Origin of the sequence: Micromonospora sp. LHW51205, from assembly GCF_003315815.1 — a bacterium.
Classification (GTDB): Bacteria; Actinomycetota; Actinomycetes; order Mycobacteriales; family Micromonosporaceae; genus Micromonospora; species Micromonospora chalcea.
In genome coordinates this window covers 44994-66401 of the sequence record NZ_QMEZ01000007.1, presented here as the reverse complement: position 1 = coordinate 66401, position 21408 = coordinate 44994, and the positions used below count along the sequence as shown (strand labels likewise).

23 protein-coding genes are annotated in these 21408 nt (G+C 72.1%); 15 read left to right on the top strand and 8 right to left on the bottom strand.

Annotated elements, in window-relative coordinates:
* From DQE82_RS23785 to DQE82_RS23775, 3 genes are all read right to left on the bottom strand, one after another.
* Positions 1-810: an ABC transporter permease gene (locus DQE82_RS23785; RefSeq protein ID WP_113974031.1), complete on the bottom strand. Its 810-nt coding sequence runs from the start codon at positions 808-810 to the stop codon at positions 1-3.
* A complete protein-coding gene (locus DQE82_RS23780; protein ID WP_113974029.1) occupies positions 807-1775 on the bottom strand; it encodes an ATP-binding cassette domain-containing protein in 969 nt (322 codons plus the stop codon). The genes DQE82_RS23785 and DQE82_RS23780 overlap by 4 nt, the downstream gene beginning before the upstream one ends.
* Positions 1776-1848: 73 nt before the next feature.
* Positions 1849-2727: an alpha/beta fold hydrolase gene (locus DQE82_RS23775; protein ID WP_113974027.1), complete on the bottom strand. Its 879-nt coding sequence runs from the start codon at positions 2725-2727 to the stop codon at positions 1849-1851.
* Between the two features lie 98 nt (positions 2728-2825).
* Between DQE82_RS23775 and DQE82_RS23770 the strand changes: the two genes are divergently transcribed.
* The 10 genes from DQE82_RS23770 (at position 2826) to DQE82_RS23730 (ending at position 9945) form a co-directional block, all read left to right on the top strand.
* On the top strand, positions 2826-4781 hold the full coding sequence (locus DQE82_RS23770) for a BTAD domain-containing putative transcriptional regulator (RefSeq protein ID WP_113974225.1): 1956 nt from the start codon (positions 2826-2828) through the stop codon (positions 4779-4781).
* A 38-nt stretch (positions 4782-4819) separates the two neighbouring features.
* Positions 4820-6211, top strand: a complete 1392-nt coding sequence (locus tag DQE82_RS23765; protein WP_113974025.1) for a pyridoxal-dependent decarboxylase — start codon at positions 4820-4822, stop codon at positions 6209-6211.
* 123 nt (positions 6212-6334) lie between these two features.
* Positions 6335-6736, top strand: coding sequence for a YbaB/EbfC family nucleoid-associated protein (locus DQE82_RS23760; protein ID WP_113974024.1), 402 nt, complete (start codon positions 6335-6337; stop codon positions 6734-6736).
* Entirely contained in the window at positions 6723-7043 is a 321-nt protein-coding gene (locus tag DQE82_RS23755; protein WP_113974022.1) for a type VII secretion target, read from the top strand. Before DQE82_RS23760 ends, DQE82_RS23755 begins: the two co-directional genes overlap by 14 nt.
* Positions 7040-8338, top strand: a complete 1299-nt coding sequence (locus DQE82_RS31190) for a WXG100 family type VII secretion target (protein ID WP_233514760.1) — start codon at positions 7040-7042, stop codon at positions 8336-8338. Before DQE82_RS23755 ends, DQE82_RS31190 begins: the two co-directional genes overlap by 4 nt.
* A 13-nt stretch (positions 8339-8351) precedes the next feature.
* Positions 8352-8825, top strand: a complete 474-nt coding sequence (locus DQE82_RS30695; RefSeq protein WP_158560004.1) for a hypothetical protein — start codon at positions 8352-8354, stop codon at positions 8823-8825.
* A 2-nt stretch (positions 8826-8827) separates the two neighbouring features.
* A complete protein-coding gene (locus DQE82_RS30690; protein ID WP_158560003.1) occupies positions 8828-9052 on the top strand; it encodes a DUF4926 domain-containing protein in 225 nt (74 codons plus the stop codon).
* A gap of 68 nt (positions 9053-9120) precedes the next feature.
* Positions 9121-9372, top strand: coding sequence for a hypothetical protein (locus DQE82_RS23740; RefSeq protein ID WP_233514759.1), 252 nt, complete (start codon positions 9121-9123; stop codon positions 9370-9372).
* A 2-nt stretch (positions 9373-9374) separates the two neighbouring features.
* On the top strand, positions 9375-9623 hold the full coding sequence (locus DQE82_RS23735; protein ID WP_233514758.1) for a hypothetical protein: 249 nt from the start codon (positions 9375-9377) through the stop codon (positions 9621-9623).
* 37 nt (positions 9624-9660) lie between these two features.
* Positions 9661-9945 (top strand): hypothetical protein, encoded by a 285-nt coding sequence (locus DQE82_RS23730; protein ID WP_113974016.1) that lies wholly within the window; start codon positions 9661-9663, stop codon positions 9943-9945.
* A gap of 21 nt (positions 9946-9966) precedes the next feature.
* On the opposite strand, the gene DQE82_RS23725 is transcribed toward DQE82_RS23730, so the two are convergent.
* On the bottom strand, positions 9967-10758 hold the full coding sequence (locus DQE82_RS23725; protein WP_113974015.1) for a class I SAM-dependent methyltransferase: 792 nt from the start codon (positions 10756-10758) through the stop codon (positions 9967-9969).
* Positions 10759-10961: 203 nt separating this feature from the next.
* Between DQE82_RS23725 and DQE82_RS23720 the strand changes: the two genes are divergently transcribed.
* From DQE82_RS23720 to DQE82_RS23710, 3 genes are read left to right on the top strand one after another with little or no spacing between them, the layout of a single operon-like run.
* Positions 10962-11798 carry a CPBP family intramembrane glutamic endopeptidase gene (locus DQE82_RS23720; protein WP_113974013.1) on the top strand — a complete coding sequence of 279 codons (837 nt, stop codon included), beginning with the start codon at positions 10962-10964 and terminating at the stop codon, positions 11796-11798.
* Entirely contained in the window at positions 11798-12952 is a 1155-nt protein-coding gene (locus DQE82_RS23715) for a sensor histidine kinase (RefSeq protein WP_113974011.1), read from the top strand. The genes DQE82_RS23720 and DQE82_RS23715 overlap by 1 nt, the downstream gene beginning before the upstream one ends.
* The gene (locus DQE82_RS23710) at positions 12949-13608 is read left to right on the top strand and encodes a response regulator transcription factor (protein WP_113974009.1); all 660 of its coding nucleotides are present in this window, start codon (positions 12949-12951) and stop codon (positions 13606-13608) included. Before DQE82_RS23715 ends, DQE82_RS23710 begins: the two co-directional genes overlap by 4 nt.
* Before the next feature lies 1 nt (position 13609).
* Here DQE82_RS23710 and DQE82_RS23705 read toward each other — a convergent pair whose 3' ends face one another.
* Genes DQE82_RS23705 through DQE82_RS23695 form a run of 3 tightly spaced genes read right to left on the bottom strand, consistent with a single transcriptional unit; the run spans position 13610 to position 18281 of the window.
* The gene (locus tag DQE82_RS23705; protein ID WP_064446035.1) at positions 13610-14221 is read right to left on the bottom strand and encodes a hypothetical protein; all 612 of its coding nucleotides are present in this window, start codon (positions 14219-14221) and stop codon (positions 13610-13612) included.
* Between the two features lie 4 nt (positions 14222-14225).
* Complete coding sequence (locus DQE82_RS23700) at positions 14226-17681, bottom strand: serine/threonine-protein kinase (RefSeq protein WP_113974007.1); 3456 nt, start codon at positions 17679-17681, stop codon at positions 14226-14228.
* A 9-nt stretch (positions 17682-17690) separates the two neighbouring features.
* Positions 17691-18281 carry an SAVMC3_10250 family protein gene (locus DQE82_RS23695; protein ID WP_113974005.1) on the bottom strand — a complete coding sequence of 197 codons (591 nt, stop codon included), beginning with the start codon at positions 18279-18281 and terminating at the stop codon, positions 17691-17693.
* A 242-nt stretch (positions 18282-18523) separates the two neighbouring features.
* Here DQE82_RS23695 and DQE82_RS23690 point away from each other — a divergent pair, with 242 nt between their 5' ends.
* The gene (locus DQE82_RS23690) at positions 18524-18859 is read left to right on the top strand and encodes a nucleotide pyrophosphohydrolase (RefSeq protein ID WP_043324216.1); all 336 of its coding nucleotides are present in this window, start codon (positions 18524-18526) and stop codon (positions 18857-18859) included.
* Between the two features lie 128 nt (positions 18860-18987).
* Positions 18988-20886, top strand: coding sequence for a DUF2075 domain-containing protein (locus DQE82_RS23685; RefSeq protein WP_113974003.1), 1899 nt, complete (start codon positions 18988-18990; stop codon positions 20884-20886).
* A 35-nt stretch (positions 20887-20921) separates the two neighbouring features.
* On the opposite strand, the gene DQE82_RS23680 is transcribed toward DQE82_RS23685, so the two are convergent.
* On the bottom strand, positions 20922-21389 hold the full coding sequence (locus DQE82_RS23680) for a hypothetical protein (RefSeq protein ID WP_233514757.1): 468 nt from the start codon (positions 21387-21389) through the stop codon (positions 20922-20924).
* Positions 21390-21408 lie beyond the last annotated feature (19 nt).

Genomic DNA, 21408 nt, shown 5'->3' with positions numbered 1-21408 from the left:
TCAGCGGCTGAGCGCCCGGTAGCGGCGCAGCGACAGCGGCAGGAACACGGCGATCAGCGCCAGCGGCCAGAGCACCGCCAGCAGCGGGTGATGCGCGGCCACCCAGGAGTCGCCGCCCCAGCCGGGGTTGCCGAACAGCTCCCGGGTGGCGCCGACGGTGGCGGACAGCGGGTTCCACTCGGCGACCGCGCCCAGCCACGCGGGCATGGTGGACGGCGCCACGAACGCGCTGGACAGGAAACCGAGCGGGAACTCCAGCGTCTGCACGGCCGTGACCGCGCTCTGTCCCTGCACGGTCAGGCCGAGGAAGACGCCCACCCAGACCAGCGCGATCCGCAGCAGCAGGATCAGCCCGAACGCGGTGAGCGTGTCGCCGAGGTCGCCGCGTGCCCGCCACCCGACGGCCAGGCCGACGAGCAGCATGACGGCGAGCGTCACCACGGCGAACATCAGGTCGGCGACAGCGCGGCCGAGCAGCGGCGCCAGCCGCGACACCGGCATGGACCGCAGCCGGTCGGTGACGCCGCGGTCCAGGTCCGCCGCGACCGCCATGGTGGTCATGCTGATGCCGAAGACCATGGTCATGGCGAACATGCCGGGCATCAGGAACTCGCGGTAACTGCCGCCGCCTGGCACCTGGAGCGCGCCGCCGAACAGGTACGCGAACATCAGCACCATCAGGATGTCGAAGCCCAGCGAGCCGATCAGCGGGCCGGGCTCGCGCCGCCAGTGCGCCAGCGCGCGCCCGGTCAACGTGAGGCCGTCACCGGCCAGCGACGCACGGCGGGCCGGGTTCACCGTCGCGGTCACGCGGTCACCTCCACGCCGGTGCGGGCGGCGGAGGACGTGGCGGTGAGCTGGAGGAACACCTCGTCCAGTGTGGGCCGGCGCAGCGCCACGTCGGCCACGCCCACGCCGTCGGCGTCGAGTGCGCGCAGCACCTCGGTCAGCGCACCGGCCCGCTCGCCGACCTGGGCGCTGACCGCCCGCCGGTCCGGATCGACAGCCGGTTCGGAGCGGGCCACCGCGCGCAGCCGGCTCGCGGCGGTGGCGAGGTCGGCGGCGTCGCGGACGACCAGTTCGATCCGGTCGCCGCCCAGGCGGGACTTGAGCGCGTCCGGGGTGCCCTCGGCGATCACCCGCCCGGCGTCGAGCACGCAGACGCGGTCGGCGAGCTGGTCGGCCTCGTCCAGGTACTGCGTGGTCAGCAGCACCGTGGTGCCGGCGCGCACCAGGTCCCGTACCGCCTCCCACACCTCGTTGCGCCCGCGCGGGTCCAGCGCCGTGGTCGGCTCGTCCAGGAACAGCACCGACGGCGCGAGGATCATGCCGGCGGCCAGGTCGAGGCGGCGGCGCATGCCACCGGAGTACGTGCGTACCGGCCGGTCGGCGGCGTCGGCGAGCCCGAACCGGTCGAGCAGTTCGGTCGCTCGCCGCCGCGCCCCGGCCCGGTCCAGGTGGAACAGGCGGCCGAAGATGACCAGGTTCTCCCGGCCGCTCAGCGCCTCGTCCACCGCCGGATGCTGGCCGACCAGGCCGATGCGGTGGCGTACCCGGTCGGCCTGCCCGGCCACGTCGTAGCCGGCGACCTCGGCCCGCCCGGCGTCGAGGCGCAGCAGCGTGGCGAGGATGCGTACGGCTGTGGTCTTGCCCGCGCCGTTCGGGCCGAGCAGCCCGCACACGGTGCCCGGTGGCACGCGCAGGTCGAATCCGTCCAGCGCCATGTTGTCCCCGTACCGCTTGCGCAGGCCCTCCGCGAGGATCGCGTGTTCCACGTCTGTCCCCCTCCGTTGACGACGGCCACTACCGTACAACGTACGGTAAGCCGTCCGCCAGGGACTGCGGCGCCTAGCGCTTGAGCAGCGCGCGCAGCGCCTCGGTGATCTCGCCCGGCGCCTCCTCGGCCATGAAGTGCCCGGCGGTGGTGGTGCGGTGCTCCAGGTCCGGCGCCCAGGCCCGCCACACCGCCGCCGCGTCGTAACCCAGCGCGGCACCCCAGTCCTGCTGGATGACGGTGACCGGCATGGCCAGCCGCCGCCCGGCGTCCCGGTCGGCCCGGTCGTGCGCCACGTCGATCCCGGCCGACGCCCGGTAGTCGGCGACGATCGAGTCGACCGCCTCCCGGGAGGCGCGCAGGTACTCGGCGCGCATCTGCGCCGGCATGGCCGCCGGGTCACCGGCCCAGGCGTCCAGGAAGTGCCCGAAGAACGCGTCCGCGCTGCCCGCGATCATCTGCTCGGGCAGGCCGGGCGGCTGGGCCATCAGGTAGAGGTGGAACGCCACCGACGCGGACGCGCCGTGCAGCACGTCCCACATGTCGAGGGTGGGCAGCACGTCCAGCGACGCCAGGTGGGTGACCGCGTCCGGGTGGTCCAGGCCGGCCCGGACCGCCACCAGGGCGCCCCGGTCGTGCCCGGCGAGCGCGAACCGCTCGTGTCCGAGCGCGCGGGCCAACGCCACCACGTCGGCGGCCATGGTCCGCTTGCTGTACGTGTCCTCGGTGTGCGCGGCCGGCTTGTCGCTGGCGCCGTAGCCGCGCAGGTCCGGGCAGATCACCGTGTGCTCGCCCGCCAGGTCGGCGGCGACGTGCCGCCACATCAGGTGGGTCTGCGGGAAGCCGTGCAGCAGCACGACCGGGCTGCCGGAGCCGCCCACCGCCACGTTCAGGGTCACGCCCTCGGCGACCGGAACGCGCTGGTAGTCGAACCCCGCGATGGTGGTGCTCATCTCGATCCCTCTTTCGTCTCGTCGTACCTGACCAGCGTGGCGGCGCCCGATGAGCAACCGATGAGCGCGATACGGTGGCCCGGGTCGAGGAGGGGTCGGTGCCTGTCGGTTTCGGTGTGCTCGGTCCGGTCACGGCCTGGGACGACGCGGGTGAGCCGGTCGACCTGAAGGGGCCCCGGCACCGGGCCGTGCTGGCCCGGCTGGTCGCCGCCCGGGGCCGGGTGGTGCCGGTCGGGCAGATCGTCGACGACCTGTGGGACGACCCGCCGGCCGGCGCGGTGGGCGCGGTCCGCACGTTCGTCGCGGCGCTGCGCCGCCGCCTCGAGCCGCGCCGTCCGCCACGCGAGGCGGCCCGGCTGCTGGTCACCGAGGGACCGGGGTACGCGCTGCGCGCCGACCCGGGCACCGTCGACGCCTGGCGGTTCGAGGACACGGTCAGCGCGGCAGCCGACGCGCTGCCCCGAGCGGCGCTCGACCGGCTCGACGAGGCGCTGGGCTGGTGGCGCGGGCCCGCGTACGCCGACTTCGACCAGCCGTGGGCTCACGCCGAACGGTCCCGGCTCGACCAGATCCGGCTCACCGCCGTGGAGCGGCGGGCCGAGGCGCTGCTGGCGCTGGACCGGGCCGCCGACGCCGTACCCGATCTCGACGCGCACGTCGCCGCGTACCCGTGGCGGGAGGACGGGTGGGCGCTGCTGGCGTCGGCGCTCTACCGGGCCGGACGGCAGGCCGACGCGCTCGCCGTGCTGCGCCGCGCCCGGGAACTGCTGCGCGACCAGCTCGGGCTGGACCCCGGACCCCGGCTGCGGCGGCTGGAGACCGACCTGCTGCGCCAGACCGAACCCGAACCGACCGGCGCGGCGCGCGTCTGGGCCGAGACCGCCGCGGCGTACGAGCGCAGTGTGGTGCCCGGCGCGCGGGCCCGGCTGGAGTCCACGGTCGGGCTGCTGCGCAGCCTCGCGGTGACCGGGCCGGGCGGACTGAAGGCGGCCCGGGACCACCGCGAAGCGGCTATCAGCGCCGCCGAGCAACTGGGCGACCCGGAGTTCACGGCGCGGGTCATCGGCGGGTACGACGTACCCGCGATCTGGACCCGCTCGGACGACCCGGCGCAGGCGGCCCGGGTCGTCGCGGCGGCGCAGCGGGCGCTCGCCGGGCTGGGCCCGGACGCGCCGGAGGCGACCCGCGCCCGGCTGCTGGCCACCGTCGCGATCGAGTCCCGCGGTACGGCGTCAACCGGCCCGGCGCAGTCCGCGCGGGAAGCGGAGGCGATCGCCCGGCGGGTGGCCGACCCGGCGCTGCTGGCCCAGGCGCTCAACGGCGTCTACATGCAGACGTTCCAGCGGGCCGGGCTCGCCCCGCAGCGGGACGCGGTCGGCGTCGAACTGGTCGCGCTCGCCGCCCGGCACGGCCTGGCCACAGTGGAGATCCTCGGGCACCTGATCCGCGTGCAGGCGCGCAGCGCGCTCGCCGACTTCACCACCGCCGACGCGCACGCCGACGCGGCGGACCGGCTCGCCGCCCGGCACGAGAGCCCCCTCGTCGGTGTGTTCACCGGCGGCTACCGGGCCATGCGGACCGCCGCCACCGGCGCCGCGTACCCGGATGCGGAGGCGACGTACCGGTCGTGGGCGACCGGGCTGGCCGGCTGCGGGATGCCCGGCGTGGAGCGCGGCCTGCTGCCGCTGGCGCTGCTGTGCCTGCGGGTGTGGCACGACCGGCCCGCCGACTTCCCGGCCGACACCGACTGGGGCCCGTACGCGCCCTGGGCGCGCCCGCTGGTGCTGCTCGCCACCGACCGGCGCGACGAGGCCGCCAGGGCGTTGCGACGCACCCCGGCGCCGCCGCGTGACCTGCTGCAGGAGGCGCTGTGGTGCCTCACCGGCCGGGCCGCGGTGGCGCTCGGGGACCGGGACGTGATGCTCCGGGCGCGGGACGCGCTCGCCCCGGCGGCGGGAGAGCTGGCCGGGGCGGGCAGCGGGCTGCTCACCGTCGGGCCGGTCGCCGCACACCTGGACCGGCTCGATGCCGCCCTCGGGGTGACCGGCGGCTAGGGCGCTCGGGACACCCGGCCTGCGGCTAAGGTGCGGCGATGGACGAGCTGAGGCACCTGTTGCGGCGCGCCGCCGACCATGCGGCCGACTACCGGCTGTCGCTGCCCGGCCGGCCGGTCGGCGTACCCGTGGACCAGGCCGCGCTGGCCGAGGCGTTCGCCGGCCCGCTGCCTGATGCGCCCACCCCGCCCGGGCAGGTCCTCGCCGACCTGGTGGCCGCCGCCGAGCCGGGCCTGGTCGCCACCGCCGGCCCCCGTTACTTCGGCTTCGTCGTCGGCGGCGCCTCGCCCGCCGCAACCGCCGCCGACATGCTGGCCGTCGGCTGGGACCAGCTCGCGTTCAACGCGGTCACCTCCCCCGCCGCCGTGGCCGCCGAGACGGCAGCCGGCGGCTGGCTGAAGGACCTGCTGGGCATCCCGGCGACCGCGTCGGTCGGCTTCGTCACCGGCGCGCAGGCGGCGAACACCGCCGGGCTCGCCGCCGCCCGCCACCAGGTGCTCGCCGACGCCGGTTGGGACGTGGAGCGGCGCGGCCTGGCCGGCGCACCTGCGGTACGCGTGTTCGCCGGGGCTGAGCGGCACGCCACCATCGACAGGTCGCTGCGCCTGCTCGGCCTCGGCACCGACGCGCTGCACGCGGTGCCGACCGGCCCGCAGGGCGCGATCGACCCGGACGCCCTGGAAGCGGCGCTGCGCGACGCCGGTCCCGGCCCGACCATCGTCTGCCTGCAGGCGGGCAACGTGAACACCGGCGCGTGCGACGACCTGCGCCGGGCCTGCGACCTGGTCCACCGGTACGGCGGCTGGGCGCACGTGGACGGCGCCTTCGGGCTGTGGGCGGCTGCCAGCCCGTCGACCCGGCACCTGGTCGACGGGCTGGAGAACGCCGACTCGTGGGCCTGCGACGGCCACAAGTGGCTGAACCTGCCGTACGACAGCGCGTTCGCGTTCTGCGCCCGGCCCGACGCGCACGCGGCGGCCATGTCGCTCGCGGCCGCGTACCTCGTGGGTTCCGGTGGTGTGCCGGCGGGCGCGGACCTGACCGCGGAGTCCTCGCGCCGCGCCCGGGGTTTCGCGGTCTGGGCGGGCCTGCGGGAGCTGGGCCGCGACGGCGTCGGCGCGCTTGTCGAGCGGTGCTGCGCGCTGGCGCGCCGGTTCGCCGACGGGCTCAGCGCGGCCGGGTTCGAGGTGGTGAACGACGTGGTGCTCAACCAGGTGCTCGTCGGGTTCGGCGACGACGCGCGCACCGACCGGGTGGTGGCCGCAGCGCAGGTCGACGGGACGTGCTGGGTGGGCGGGACGACGTGGCGGGGGCGGCGGCTGATGCGGATCTCGGTGTCGAACGCGACCACGACGGAGGCGGACGTGGACCGGTCGGTGGCGGCCATCATCCGGGTGGCCCACCGGGACGGCGGCGACGAGGTTCACTGAGGACGGTTACCGGCCGCGGCGGCAGTTGCCTGGCCGAACCGCTTCACATGCCTCGGCGGGGCACACACGCAGCGCGATCGGTTGGTAGCGTGACGCTCATACTGTCCTCTGGGGAGGGTCGGCATGTGGGCGGACGAGGCCGCGCTGGACGCGGCGGCACGCCGGCTCGACGAGTGGGAGTCGTCGCTGGCCGACCATGCGGCACGGGCCCGCGACCTGTCCGCCCGCACCCAGACGCTGACCGGCATCGCGCGCAGTGCCGACGGGCTGGTCGAGGTCACCGTCGACTCGTCCGGGCTGCTCGCCGACCTGCGGCTGGACGAACGCGTCCGGCAGCACTCCGCCGCACACACCGCCGGGAAGATTCTCGCCGTCACCCGGGACGCCCGCGCCGACCTGCTGCGACGGCTCACCGAGGCCACCACCGCGGCACTCGGCGCGGACGACCCGGCCGGGCAGGCGATCGTCGAGTCCCACCAGCGGCGGCTCGGCCCCGACCCGGGCATGCCGGATGCCGCCCGGTGACGGCCTCCAGGTCGACCCGGACGACCTGACCACGCACGCCGCACACCTCGGCCGCTGCGCCGACAGCATCGACACCGCCCGGCAGGCCGGCCAGCACGTCAGGCTGGGCGCCGACGCGTACGGGCAGCTCTGCGCGATCATGCCGGTCCTGCTCGACGGTCTCCAGCGGACGCTCACCGACGGCATCGGCACCGCCGCCACGTCGGTCCGGGACACCGCCGGGAAGCTGCGGTCGAGCGCCGAGCGCTACCGCGCCTCCGACGCGCACGCCGCCGACCTGCTCGACCGGGTACGGCAGCGGCGGTGACCACGAACCCACTGGTCGCCGCCGCGGCGGACTCCGGTCCGAGTCCCTGGGCCGGCGTGTGGATCTGCGAGGACATCGAACTCATCGCCCAGGGCGTCCGCACCGGCAGCTGGATCGACGGCAGCCTCGGCGTGGTCAGCGCCGGCCTCGACGCGCTCGCGCTCGTGTCCGACCCGGCCGGAGCGCTCCTCCAGTACGGCATCGCCTGGCTCATCGAACACGTCAAGCCGCTCAGCGAAGCCCTCGACTGGCTCGCCGGCGACCCCGCCGAGATCACCGCGCACGCGCAGACCTGGCGCAACGTCGCCGCGTCCCTGCGCGAGGACGCCGTCGACCTGGCCCACGCCGTACGCGCCGAGGTCGCCGGCTGGACCGGCGCCGCCGCCACCGGCTACCGGCGCTGGGCGAGCGAACAGCAGCAGGCCATCACCGGGCTCGCGCAGGGCGCCGAGGCGATGGCCGCGATCACCGAAGGCGCCGCCGGCCTGGTCGCGGCAGTGCGGCTGCTGGTCCGCGACGCCATCGCCGCCTGCGTGTCCCGCCTGATCGTGTACGCGGCCGAACTGGTCGCCACGGCGGGGCTGGCGACGCCGCTGGTGGTGGAGCAGGTGACGACGACAGTGGCGTCGTGGGCGGCGCGGATCGGGCGGTTGTTGCGGGGGTTGCTGGCAAGTCTGCGGCGGCTGATTCCGGAGATGCGGCGGCTGGGTGAGCTGATCGGCAAGCTGAAGGAGGCGCTGCGCCGCCTCTCGTCCGCCGGACCGGAGAAGACTCCTGGCAGCGGTGGCCCCGGGCGCCATAACGGTCACCCGACGAGGCCCCCGGACTTCGACCCGGGCAAGCAGCATGGTCCCCTCGGCGCCGACTTCCGGCCCGAGGTGAATGACCCTCGCGGCTTGTTCGACGACAAGGAAAGAGCGGTCGGTGACCGCCTCGCCGAGGAAGGGGACATGGTCCATCCACGGGAACGTGACGACAGCCTGTACAAGCTCAAGAATCCGGACTCGATGGTGCGGTCCGGTCCAGACGATCCCGGCGTGGTGACCGAATTCAAGACCCTCGACCGCTCCAGCAGCGAAGCCGTACGCCGTAACATCATGGCCGCCGGTAAGCAGGTCGACCAGACCGGCGGCGGCAACGCGGTCATCGACGGACGCCCGGTAAACCTGAGCGAGGAGGAGGCTCGGCGGGGTTTCGCACGAGCGCTGGGTCAGCACAGACAGCACGGCAGCGCCATGCCCGGCCAGGTCCGCATCATCCTCGGCGACAACCGAATAATCACGCTTCCCGACTAGTCTGGTGTCGCACATGTCGACTTTGGAACACATTTTTCTCCACGCTGCGGAGGAGCCGAAAGCGGTGGCCGACAGGATTGCCTCGGCGATCGGGTTGCGAGCTTCGATCGGCCCTGAGGGAGGCATTTATTTGAGCCGTCCCGCGCAGTGCGGCCCAGGCGGGGAGGTCGGCGGCGAGGTAGCCCGCAACTATCTCGCCTATCCCTCCGACGTTCCGGACGAGCAGTCGCTCCTGGACGCCTATGAGATCCTCTGGGATTTCGGGTACACGGGCAGAGACCGGGATGTCCAACTGCGTGAAGCCCGCCGCGTCTTCGAGCAGCTCTCCGCGGCGCGGCTGTGGCCGGCTGTGCTGGTGGCGGGCCTCGACACGCTGATCGCCGCCTGGGATCCGGATCTCGGGTCCACCTGGTTTCCCTCGGGGACGTCACCGGACGCGGTCGATCGGGACGCCTGGCAGGAGTATCTCGCCCGTCTCCGCCACTGATCGTGGACCCGTACGAGCTGGTAGAACTCAGGGATGCCGTGCCTGAGGAGAATCTCCCCGCCGGAGCGGTCGGTGCCATCGTGCGCGTGTTCCACCGCCCCGACCTCGCCTATGAGGTGGAGTTCGCCGATCAGGACGGCCGGCCCCTCAGTGCTCTGGCCCTGACGCCGGACAAGATCCAGAAGGTCGACACCACGGGTGGCGACGGACAGTCGGCAGCACAGTAGTGGCCGGCCTCGTCGTTCTGCGGCCCGGGGTCGACTGGACAGCGACCGGAGGGTTATTCGACTGGACCGTGGAGTTCCTGATCGCTCGGCTCACTGACAGAGACGCCGCAGCGCATCTTCAAGAGATCGTCGACAACAACCTCGGTTCATTCCGGTTGGATGACCTGTCGCCGGAAGCCCAGCGCGAGGTCGTCGCCCATTTGCGCGAGGGTCTGGTCGCGGCGGGTGAACAGCATCTGCCGGAGACAGCCCAGAAATCTGTTGTGGTGGCACATCTCCGAGAACTCGTCGCCGCGACTCACAGCTTGCCCGCGGAGTAAGGATGGTCGGAAAGGGCGACATGGGAATGATGGTGGCCGCCCGTCGGATCGAGGCTCCGGCGGACGAGGTGCGGTATGCGTTTGGTTTTGAGGACAGGTTCGATCGCATCCTCGTCATCGACCCGCAGACGTTGCAGGCACGAGTCGAGGACGACGACTTCAACGCCGCTGCCAGCGCCGTCACCGCCAAGATCGTCAATGCCTGGCGCGACCGGGGCGACTTCCCGGAACGCATGCTCGTCGCGAGCTAGCTGAGAAACCAACCACTCAGACCGGAGGAACCCCCTAGTGGCTTCATTCGACGAGTGGCTGGACGTCTACGAGGTCGTCTACCGCGCCCTGCCCGCCGAGTCCGACCACCAGTGCCCGAACTGCGGTCACCGAACCCTCCGGATGGTGTTCACCGGGCCCCCAGGGGCCGGCTACGGCTACGCCTCCTTCTGGTGTGACACCTGCCTGGAGGGCATCCACGTCTCCCGGACTCCGGTTCCCGCCGGAGTGACGGCCCTGTCCACTGCCGCGCCGGTCGAGGAACGCACCAGGGGCATCCCCAACTACCGCCTCGTGACATAGCTGAATCCCGTCGGGAATCGGCTACGAGCCGAGGATCCCGCACTGCAGCCGGACGGTGACGCGCTCGGTCACCACGTCCACCCCGCCGAGAGCCTCGCGTACGTCGGCGGCGAACTCCGCGCGTTGATGCAAAGTAGGCAGCCGTTCGGCCGACATAGCGGAGAAGACACCGCCGACCATGTCGTCGACAGTGAGCGGGGCGTCGTACCGCACCGACGTCTCCTCGTACCGATATCCGGCCCCCACGAGCGCCTCCCGGTTGCGCCGACGCCCATCCTCGTCGGTCTGGCATCTTCCGGTGACCGGGTAGCCGACCATCCGCTCCAGGCATCCGCGCAGCGCGATCGACCACTCGGTGTCCTGCATCCACAAGGGTTCGCCGTTGGTGACGACCGCGATTCCACCGCCGGAGCGCAACAACGGCCGTGCCGCCTCGAACAGGGTGTCGCGGTCCATGAAGTGAATGGCGACGGCGACGGTCAGCGCACCGACACTCCCCTCGCCGAGCAGCCGGGACAACGCGGGCACATCACCGTCGCTGCCGAGCATCCACGTGGCGTTGGCGGTCCCCCGGTCCAGGGCGGCACGCCGGGCGATGGCCAGCATGTCCGGTTCCGGGTCCATGCCGACGACAGCGCCCACCCGGTCGGCGAGCGGGATGCTCAACTGGCCGGTGCCGCAGCCGAGGTCGACGACGGTGTCGTCAGGACCGAGACCGAAGACTGCCGCCAGCGCGTCGACCGCCTCGGGTGGATAGCCGCGCCGATGCCGTGCGTAGTAGGTCGCCACCTCACCGCCGAAGCCCGTCGCCATGCCGGCAGCCTGCCCGCCGCGACCGTCGCGAGGCCAGCCGTTCTGCTCAGGGCACGCCCTCGAAACGCCGCGACCGCCGCGCCTGTCCCCCGTGCGAGCTACCCGCAAGTGTCCACCGCACGGTGACGTTTCCCGGCCTGCGAATCCATAGCGTTCCAGGTGAACCGTGGCGCTCCGGCCGCGGACCTTCCGAAGGAATCGTCATGCGTGTGGTGAAGCAGTTCCTGGCCGTCGTCGCGGTCAGTCTCGTCGGCAGCCAGGCGGTCGTCGCGGCACAGGACAACGCCGGGCTCAGCCTGATCCTCGGCGTCGCGACCGCCGCGGCCGCGATCATCGTGTACGGGTGGGTGGTGCGTCGTACCGAACGGCGCGAGGTCACCGAGCTGGCCCGGAGCGGCGCGGCCGCCCGGCTCAACCGCGGGGTGCTGATCGGGTTCGCCATGTTCGCGGCGGTCATCGGCAACATCGCCCTCATGGGCGGCTACCACGTACACGGCATCGGCTCGGTGTCCGGCGCGGTGGGCATGGTCGGGTTCATGGCCGCCGCGGCGGTGACCGAGGAGCTGATGTTCCGCGGGCTGCTGTTCCGCCTGGTCGAGGAACGGCTCGGTACGTGGCTCTCGCTGCTGCTGACGGGCGTACTGTTCGGCCTGATGCACCTGCTGAACCCGGACGCCAGCCTGTGGGGTGCCACCGCCATCGCGATCGAGGCCGGGTTCATGCTGGCGGCCTGCTACGCCGCGAATCGAAACCTGTGGGTACCCATCGGCCTGCACTTCGGCTGGAACTTCGCCGCCGGCGGCATCTTCGGCGTCGTCGTCTCCGGCAACGGCGAATCGGCGGGTCTGCTGGACGCCACCACGTCGGGTTCGACGCTGCTCAGCGGCGGCGACTTCGGGCCGGAGGGCAGCCTCTACACGGTGGCTGCCGGGGCGGCGCTGACAGTGGTCTTCCTCTGGCTGGCGCACCGCCGTGGTCACATCGTGACGCGGCGCCGCCGCGCGGCCGAGGCCCCGGCGGAGAGCGTTACGGTCTCCTGATGATCACCCGACGGATGCTCCAGGACTCGTGGCGGCGCTGGCCCGTCACGGTCCGGGATCTCCCGCTGGCGCTGGTGATCGCGCTCGCAGCAGTGACCCCACCGCTGCGCGGCATCGGTACGCAGCTCGGCGATCTGCCCGCCCGGCCGTTCGACGCGCTGACAGTGGTGGTGATCGCCCTGGAGTGCCTTCCGCTGGCGCTGCGCCGCAGCCGCCCGGCGCTGTCCCTCGCCCTGGTGTCACTCGGCTTCGCGCTCGATCAGGTGCGCGCCTACCACACCTTCGCGGGCGCCGCGCTCGCCGTCGCGCTGGTGAGCGCGGGCGCCCACCTGGACCGAGGCCGCCGTACGACGGTGCTCGCCGGCTCCCTCGCGTACATCGGTCTGGCAGTCGTGCTGGATCGACAGGGGTCGACCGAGGGCGTGGTCGGGTTCACCACGTTCTACCTGCTGCTGGCGCTCGCCTGGGGCACCGGGTCGTGGCTGCGGCAGGACCGCCTCGCCGAGGCCGAACGCCGCCGGCACGTCGCCGACACCGCCCGCGCCGCCGAACGCGCCCGCATCGCCGGTGAACTCCACGACGTGGTCACCCACCACGTGACGGCGATGGTGGTGCAGGCCGAGGCGGCCCGCTACCTGACCGCCGCGCCCGACCGCCTCGACACCACACTGACCGCCATCACCGACACCGGTCGCCGTGCCATCGGCGACCTGCGGCTGCTGCTCGACGTGCTCAACCCCGACCACGGTACGGAGCCACGCGCCCCGTCGGTCGGCGAGCTGCACGCCCTGGTGGAGCAGACCCGGCAGGCCGGGCAGCCGGTGGAGTTCACGCAGCAGGGCACCCCGGCGGAGGTGACCGGCGGCGCGGAGATGGCCGCGTACCGGGTGGTGCAGGAGGCGCTCACCAATGCCCTCAAACACGCGCACGGCCGCCCCACCGCTGTGCACGTACACCATGGAGACCGGGAGATCACGGTGGAGATCAGCACGGACGGCCCGGGCCCGCGCGCCGCGGGTCCGGGCGGAAGCGGACGCGGCCTGGCCGGGCTGCGCGAGCGCGTCTCGTTGCTCGGCGGCGAGTTCGACGCGGGACGCCGGGCGGGCGACGGCTTCGTCGTCCGGGCGCGCATCCCCACCGGGAGCGCGTCGTGACCGCGCCGATCCGGGTGCTGGTCTGCGACGACCAGGCGCTGATCCGTACCGGATTCACCACCATCATCGACGCGCAGCCGGACATGACGGCGGTGGGCGAGTGCGGCGACGGCCGAGCCGCGGTCGACCTCGCCGGCCGCCTGCGGCCCGACGTGGTGGTGATGGACGTGCGCATGCCGGTGCTCGACGGCATCAAGGCGACCCGCCTGCTGGCCGGCGCGGGCATCGCCCAGCCGGTCAAGGTGCTGGTGGTGACGACGTTCAACCTCGACGAGTACGTCTACGAGGCGCTGCGCGCCGGCGCGAGCGGATTCCTGCTCAAGGACGCCCCACCGGCGCAACTGCTGCACGGCATCCGCACCGTCGCCTCCGGCGCCGCGCTGCTGGCGCCCGAGGTGACGCGGCAGCTCGTCGGCCGGTACGCGGCGCGAATCCGCCCGGCCGAGGGCGCGCCGGCGGACGTTGGGCTGACGCCGCGTGAGCTGGAGGTGCTGCGGCTGATCGCCGACGGGCTGTCGAACAGCGAGATCGCGGCCCGGTTGGTGATCAGTCAGGAGACGGTGAAGACGTACGTGTCGCGGATTCTCACGAAGCTGGATCTGCGGGACCGGGTGCAGGCGGTGGTGTACGCGTACCGCACCGGCCTGGTCACCTGATCTACCCGCCAGGAACCGACACACCATCGTCGTCGAGAGGTGAGCCGTCCAGGGCGCGATCGGTCTCCGCGGCGGTCAAACGCACGATCACGTCGCCGTCGGAGGTCGGAAAGCGGGTGAAACGCAACAGGACGAACCCCGAACGGTTGCTGCCCCGCACGCCGTTGCCGAGGGGCATCGTGTGCACACCCTCGACGAGCCATTGATAGAGCGGCTGCGCGTCCGTGTCACGCCAGCCCTTCAAGCCGGCGTGGTGAACCGCCAGGGTCAGCTTCTCCGCCAGGTACTCGGGGTCGCAGACGCTGGTGATCGTCAGGTCGAGTTCCGCGAACCGGTGTGCCGGCCCGAAGTGCCACAGTGCCCGCACCTCGCGGACCCCCGGGGTCAGCGGCCGTCCGACGAACAACCAGTCGTACGCGTCCAGGAAGGGTGCGTGGCGCTTGAGCCAGCTCTCCCTGTCCTGCTCCCGCACGACCCAGGGCAGAGGGATCTCGTTGAACTCGTCGGTCCACACGACTTCGGGAATCTCCCAGGCGTCGAGCCAGGTTCTGACGCGCTCCCGGTTGGCCAGGAACGCGGCTCGCAGTTCATCGCGCTGGCGCCGTCCCCTCATCGGATCACTCTCCGTAGTCCCAATCGAGGCCCCAGATGCGGACATTGCCCTGGTGGTCGCCGGTGACGACGGTGCCGAACGCGTCGTCGGCGCGTATCGCTGTGACCTGGGCGTGGTGACCGTGCAGTGAGCGGATCCGGCGTCCGGCGCGCAGGTCCCAGACGTCGACGGTTTGCTCTCCCGGGTCTCCGGCCACCGCGAACCTCCCGTCGGGCGAGACCACCACCTCCTCGACCCCGGAGAGGCGTCCAGCCGGGTCGTCGAGAGCCCTCCCGTCGAACACCGGCTCTCCGCTCGCGGCGTCCCATACGACGAAGCCGGTCAGCCCGGCGATGACGGCGAGCCGGCGGGAGTCCGTGAAGGCCAACGCCGCCGACGAGCTGTGCTTGACCCGGTCGAGCTGGTACGACGGGCGCCTGTCACCCGGTCGCCACGCGGTCAGGCGGGTCATCCCGGCCAGCAGCAGCATCCCGGAGGCGAACCGGATCTCCGTGTGCGGGTCGACGTCCGCAAAGGTCTTCACGGGCTTTCCGGTGTCCATCGACCGGACCTCCACGGCGGCCGTATCGTGCGTTCGCAGCTGCACGGCGATCGAGCGGGACGCCTCGTCGGCCGTGACGCCGACGATCGTGCCGGGTCCGGTGCGGACCGTCGCGACGCAGGCAGCCGCCTCCAGCGACCACACCGTCGCCAACCCGTGGCCGAAGCCGACCGCCAACAGGTCGCCCGAGATGTCGAGCGTGGTGTTCCCGTCGTCGCGACGCAGGGCGCCGGCCACCTTGAACCGGGGCTCGAACGTCCTGGTGTCGTGGCAGGCCACCGATCCGTCCGAGTAGCCGATGATCACGTCCCGGCCGCCCCTGGCGAAGGACAGGCTGACGGCCGGGTTCCGCCGCTCGGTGACCCCGCCTGCCTTCTCCAGCGTCTCCAGGTCGAAGATCTCGACCTCGTCGACATTGGCGGGGAAGGCGAACAACCGGCCGGAGGCGCCGATGTCGAAGGTGCCACGGGTGAGCATGACATCGGACAGCTCCTGCTCCAGCCAGATGCCGGTCAGTCCGGTGCGCCGCAGGTTCCGGCCCAGGGCCCTGGAGGCCCGGCGTAGCCGCGGATGACGTTCGTGGCCGGGAACGGCACGCGCCTCGCGGATCGCGTCCGCTGCGCGCCGATCCTCTCCGGCCGCGATCATCGCCTCGACGCGCTCCATGACCTGGTCGAACGCCCGCTCGTCGCGCGCGAGGACACCGACCGGGCGGGGCGGCGCGTACGACCGCGGAGCGAGGTGTCCGCTGAGTGGCATGGGAAGTCGGGAGAGCGAGGTCTGGCCACTGTAGCCGTGCGATTCGGCGATGACGGCGTAGCCGCAGTCCCCGCTGAACGCCGTCGCGTCGCGGCGTGAGCCCCGCGCCCAGTCCTTCGGGAAGGTGCGGACGCATCGGCGGATGGCGAGTTCGAGGACCTGAAGGTCTCCGGTCCCGGGGTCGAGCAGAGCCCAGCCGGCCCGGCCGGAGACGCCGAGCATGCGGTATCCGGTCAGCCAGGGGATCTCCCACCGTCGCGGTTCGTCCCAGACCCGCATGTCCACCACTGTCAGGGACTGGTAGCCGGTTCTCAGGACGGTCGACCCGTCCGGCGCCAGGGCGACCTTCTGGCCGTCGCCGTCCATCTCGTCGGTGGGTATGTGCAGGCCCCGCATCCTCGTGTCCCGCAGGGGCCACCACTGCTCCACCCGGTGGTCGACGGCGGAGCCGGGACGGCCCAGTGAGGCGGAGACGCAGACCTCGGCGTCCGGGCCGAGGATCACCCGGGTGACAGTGCCGTCGTGGGGGCGGATGCCGGCGACCGGCTCCCACGCGTCGGTGCGGAAGACGAGGACGCGGCCGTCGGCCGTACCCACAGCCGCGAAGCCACCCTCGGGGCTGAGCGCCACGGCTGTTCCTCCGTCCAGCCGGCCTTCGAGGTGGGCCGTGCCGCCGGCTAGCCGCCACCGTTCGACGCGGGAGTCCTGGTAGCAGACGAGGATCCGCGCTCCGGCGTGGTCGATCGCGACGTCGACGGGAGCCGGGCCGGAGGCGGCGAGTTCCGCGACCACCCGGCCCGCGAAGGCGTCCCAGACCCGCACCCGCCCTGACCTCTCGGCCACCACCACGTGTGTCGCGTCGTGATCGCAGGCCATCGCGACGACCTGGCCGGACAGCTGCCCGAACACCTCGAGCGTGCCCCTCGGCTCCAGTCGGGCACAGCGCTCCCGCGCGGCCGCGATCTCCGGCGATCCCGGATGCTTGCGGTCCGCCTCAGCCAGGTGCCGGGCCGCGAGGACGCCGTCACCGCGTTCCATGTGCACCATCGCGGCCAGGTAGTCCGCCTCCCAGGAGTCGCCCGTGGCGCGCAGTTCCGACAGGAGGATCTCGTCGGTGACCAGGCCGTCGGCCCATTTGAGGAGCCCGTGGTTGTAGACCGCGCGGACGTTGTGCGGGTCGATCGCCTTGGCCCGCTCGAACATCTCGATCGCGCGGCGTTGGTCGCCGAGGTCCCACAGGGACAGCGCCTTGTTGGACAAGCCGTCGGCCTGGAGAGACGGCGACACCTCGTCGGGGCGCGGGTAGGGACCAGATGCGCAGTCCGCGTAGACGCTGAGCAGGACGGCCTCCGCCTCGGCGATGTCGCCGACCCTCGACCGGGGGTCGCGCACCAGGCAACCGGACAGGAGGTCGCGCAGCGGCCGCGGGAGATCGCCGCGTAGCGACGCCAGCGCATCCGCACCGTCGTGTCCCCACTTCCAGAGCCGGCGCCCGTGCAGCAGCTCGATCACCGTCAGCGCCCAGGACCACATGTCGCTGGCCCGGCCGATCCGGCCCTCCGGATCGACCTGTTCCGGCGAGCAGTACTGCGGTGTGAAGCCGCCGAGCGTCGCGTACGAAATCTCGTCGCCACCCTGCGGGAGCGCGGAGACGGACGCCTTCGCCTTGGCCGTGCCGAAGTCGGTCACCCTCGCCGTCTCGCCGTCATACATGACGTTTGAGGGCTTGATGTCCTGATGCACCAGACCTGCCGCGTGCGCGTGGCCGATGCCGCGCAGCATCTGGATCGCGACGTCCAGGGCCCGCGGGAGGTCGCGGCACCGCCCGTCCCGGACCGCCGCGGTCAGGTCACCGCCCGCGACCCATTCGGCGAAGATCACCGGGTACGCGCCGACGCGCTGCACGTAGTTGCAGCCGACCACGTTCGGATGGGGATCGAGATCGGTCCAGGCCTGCGCCTCCTGCGCGAGCAGATCGAGGATCCCGGGCGCCGAGGCCAGGTCGGGGCGCGGCGTCTTCACCGCGAGGTCGACGCCCCAGGCGAGGTGATGGGCGCGGTACACGAACCCGGTGCCGCCGGTCTCGACGACCTCCTCGATGCGGAACGTGTCGAGGACGGTCTCCCCCGGCCGCCACCGGATGACCTGCCCCGCGTCCACGCCGAGGCCCTAGTCGACGAGCGCCACGTAGATCGGGCTGCCCAGCAGCGTGCCGTCCGGGCCCGGTTTCTCGGCAAGTCGCTTCGCGACGAACTCGACCCGTTGCGCCGGCCCCGGGAGCGCGGCCCCGATCTGCGCCAGCGACTCGTGGAAGCGCTCGTCGTCGAACTCGCCCGGGTCGGCTCGCAATTCCTGGAGCTTGCGGAACAGGTACGGCGGGACCGATCCGACCGGTTCGGTGTCACCTCCACCGACCACGTGCGACGCCGACCCGCCGAGGACGATGACCTGGTCGTCGAGCATCCCCGCGAAGACCACGATGCCGGCGGTGGGGAAGACCTGCCAGCGCATCTCCAGGCAGGCCTGGATGTAGGGGCGTTCCTCGTCCGCGGCGCCGATCTGGTCGGCGTCCTGCAGGTGCCGGATGACCTTCTCCAGCTTGTCGAGGTCGTGGCGCTCGGGCAGCACCGCCTTGCGGCTGTAGCGGACGACCTTCAGGTCCACGGCGAGCTCGGTCTCGTGCTGCGCGGAGGAGGCGACCTGTGCCGCCAGGAGTCCGATCTTGAGATGCGACAGGTAGAGGTAGTACTTCAGGCTCAAGATGCACTCCGGTTACGGGGAGACGTCCGAAGCCCACCCTACGTGGCGCACGCTCGCGATGCTGACCCTCGGTCGACGATGATCGATGTCCGCGCAGGCCCCGCGCACCAACCACGACATCCTCCCCTTCGCCGACGCCGGCACCGCCACGGGGGAAGCCGCGGAGATCCGGGCGCTCGCCGCCGCAGGTAGTGGGGCGAAGCCCGTTCTCGGGCTACCGAGAGCGGTGTCAGACTGCGGGGATGGAGGACTTGACGGCCCGCGTTCGGGCGTTCGCGGAGGAACGAGACTGGCAGCAGTTCCACACGCCGAAAAACCTCGCGATGGCACTGGCCGGCGAGGTCGGGGAACTGGTCGCCGAGTTCCAGTGGCTGACCCCGGAGCAGGCCGCCACGGTGATGGACGACCGCGAGGCGGGCGCACGCGTGCGAGCGGAGATCGGCGACGTCATGATCTACCTGACGAGGCTGGCAGACGTCCTCGACATCGACCTGACGGAGGCCGCCCTCGCCAAGTTGACCGAGGTCGCCGTCCGCTATCCCGCCGAGGATGTCAGAGGCTCCGCGGCCAAGCGGTAGCAGGGCGTGCCATGCGGATGATCTCTCCGCTACAGTCCACCCGTACAAGCGCGTAACGACGGGCTTCCGGTCGTCGCCGGACACGCCCCCCATGCGCACGATCATTTCGTGCTGCCCGGGGGCAAGTCGTGTCAGCCTTTCGCACCTCCGCCGACGGACTGCTGCGCTACGCGGCCGGTGGCGCCCTCGCCGACCGGATCGCGGAGCACATCGGGCACAACGTGAGCGCCTCCGAACGGCGGTCCTGGGAGCGGAGCCTGCCGGTGCTAGCCCAGGATCTCGCCGACGCGGGTCTGGGCCAGGTCGAGATGCTGGTGGAGTACCAGCTCCCGCTGACCAGCAAGCGGATCGACGTCGTCCTCGCCGGAACGCATCCGAAGACGGCCGAGGACTCCTACGTCGTGGTGGAGCTGAAGCAGTGGTCCCGGGTCGAGTCGTACGAGGGTTCCGAGAGCCTGGTCCTGGTCGAGCACGCCGCCGCCCCTCGGCTGCATCCAGGCGTGCAGGTCGAGGACTACTGCGAATACCTCGCGGACTTCCTCGGGGTGCTCGCCCATTCGCACAACCCGATCGTCGGGGCCGCCTACCTGCACAACGCCGTCGACCGCGACGTCGACGACCTCTTCGCCCGGCGGGCGACGGAGCAGAGCCGGATCTTCACCAAGCAGCGCCGCGGCCGGTTCCTCGACTACCTGCGCAGCCACCTGGCCCCCGGCTCCGGCGCGGCCGCCGCGGATCGCTTCCTCACCAGTTCGGTACGCCCCAGCAAGCGCCTGTTGTCCTACGCCGCCGCCGAGCTGAAGGACCGGTCCCACTTCACCCTGCTCGACGAGCAGCGCCTGGCGTACGAACTGGTGCTGCACGCCGTGGAGCGTGCGCGCAGCGCCGACCGCAAGTCGGTAGTGGTGGTCGCCGGCGGACCGGGCAGCGGCAAGAGCGTCATCGCACTCTCGGTGCTCGGTGAGCTCGCCCGGCAGCAGCGCTCGGTCATGCACGCCACGGGCTCCCGCTCGTTTACCCAGACGCTGCGGCGTTACGCGGGCAAGGGCTCCACCCGGTTGAAGAACCTGTTCGGTTACTTCAACAGCTTCATGACCGCCGAGCGGAACGGCCTCGACGTGCTGATCTGCGACGAGGCGCACCGGATCAGGGAGACGTCGGTCAACCGGTTCACCCCGAAGGCGAAGCGGGACCGTGCCCGGCCGCAGATCGATGAACTCATCGCCGCGGCCCGGGTACCGGTCTTCCTGCTCGACGAGCACCAGGTGGTCAAGCCGGGCGAGCTGGGGAACGTCGACGTCATCTCCACGTACGCGAAACAGCTCGATCTGGACATCGAGGTGGTGTCACTGCACGACCAGTTCCGGTGCGGCGGCAGTGAGGCGTACGAGGAGTGGGTCGTCGACCTGCTCGGCCTCGACGGCGGCAAGCCGTCGGTGTGGGCCGGAGACGGACGCTTCGACCTGCGGCTGGCGGATTCGCCGGAGGAGATGGAGGCTTTCCTGGCCGTGAAGCAGGAAGCCGGGGAGACGGCGCGCATGTCGGCCGGCTACTGCTGGCCGTGGAGCGATCCACGGCCGGACGACTCGCTGGTGGCCGACGTACGGATCGGTGATTGGGCGCGTCCCTGGAACGTCAAGAGCGACCGCAGCGTCGGCGACGCGCCGGGCAGCGCGTTCTGGGCCACCGACTCGCACGGTTTCGGCCAGGTCGGTTGCGTGTACACCGCACAGGGCTTCGAGTACGAGTGGTCCGGTGTCATCCTCGGACCCGACCTGGTCGCCCGGGGCGGACGGCTCGTCACCCAGCGGGCGGAGTCGAAGGATCCGGCTTTCCGTAGCCGCAAGTCGCTCAGTGACGCGGAGGCGGACCGCCTGATCCGTAACACCTACAAGGTGCTGATGACGCGAGGCATGCGCGGCACGATCCTGTACTCGACGGACGCCGAGACCCGTGCATGGCTCGGCTCGCTGATCCGCGTGGAACGCGGCCTCGAGACGATCTACGAGCAGCTCGGCGGTTCATAATTCCCTGGGAATTGCCGGTTCGGGGCACGGCCGGGTCACCGGTCGCGAGCCCAGTCCGGCGGCGGTACGACGGCGAGCTGCGGCTCCCCGCTGATCGGTTCGAGCGCGTGCACGATTCGCAGGTCCCCGTCGGCGGCGGCGTCGGAGTCGGTCAGCACCCGGCCGCTGCTGCCGTCGGTGCTCACCAGCACCCACCGGTCGGGGTGGATACCGCCGTCGTCGACGAGCGCCCGTACGCCGAACTCGCGGGCGAGGGTGACCGCGAGTTCACGCTCGCCGTGGTCGGTGGCGGCGGCCAGTTCGGTGTCGCCGGTGACGATCCAGCCGAATCCCTCGTCCGCGTCGGGCGGCGTCAGCATCGCCACCGGGCGCGGATCGTCCACGGCCCGGTCCTCGACCCGACCGACGTACACGCTCTCCGGCGCGACGCCGTACTCCGTCAGCAGGAACCGGCGGAGGGCGTCCGCCGGCAGCTCGCCCTCGAGGTGGATCCAATATCGCACCCCTGTCCCTCTCCGAAGC

What these genes read in the sequence shown, in the direction of transcription:
- DQE82_RS23775 (WP_113974027.1), bottom strand. Translation starts at nt 2,727, where the DNA reads ATGAGCACCACCATCGCGGGGTTCGACTACCAGCGCGTTCCGGTCGCC.
- DQE82_RS23765 (WP_113974025.1), top strand. Translation starts at nt 4,820, where the DNA reads ATGGACGAGCTGAGGCACCTGTTGCGGCGCGCCGCCGACCATGCGGCC.
- DQE82_RS23760 (WP_113974024.1), top strand. Translation starts at nt 6,335, where the DNA reads ATGTGGGCGGACGAGGCCGCGCTGGACGCGGCGGCACGCCGGCTCGAC.
- DQE82_RS23755 (WP_113974022.1), top strand. Translation starts at nt 6,723, where the DNA reads ATGCCGCCCGGTGACGGCCTCCAGGTCGACCCGGACGACCTGACCACG.
- DQE82_RS30695 (WP_158560004.1), top strand. Translation starts at nt 8,352, where the DNA reads ATGTCGACTTTGGAACACATTTTTCTCCACGCTGCGGAGGAGCCGAAA.
- DQE82_RS23735 (WP_233514758.1), top strand. Translation starts at nt 9,375, where the DNA reads ATGGTCGGAAAGGGCGACATGGGAATGATGGTGGCCGCCCGTCGGATC.
- DQE82_RS23725 (WP_113974015.1), bottom strand. Translation starts at nt 10,758, where the DNA reads ATGGCGACGGGCTTCGGCGGTGAGGTGGCGACCTACTACGCACGGCAT.
- DQE82_RS23720 (WP_113974013.1), top strand. Translation starts at nt 10,962, where the DNA reads ATGCGTGTGGTGAAGCAGTTCCTGGCCGTCGTCGCGGTCAGTCTCGTC.
- DQE82_RS23715 (WP_113974011.1), top strand. Translation starts at nt 11,798, where the DNA reads ATGATCACCCGACGGATGCTCCAGGACTCGTGGCGGCGCTGGCCCGTC.
- DQE82_RS23705 (WP_064446035.1), bottom strand. Translation starts at nt 14,221, where the DNA reads ATGAGGGGACGGCGCCAGCGCGATGAACTGCGAGCCGCGTTCCTGGCC.
- DQE82_RS23690 (WP_043324216.1), top strand. Translation starts at nt 18,524, where the DNA reads ATGGAGGACTTGACGGCCCGCGTTCGGGCGTTCGCGGAGGAACGAGAC.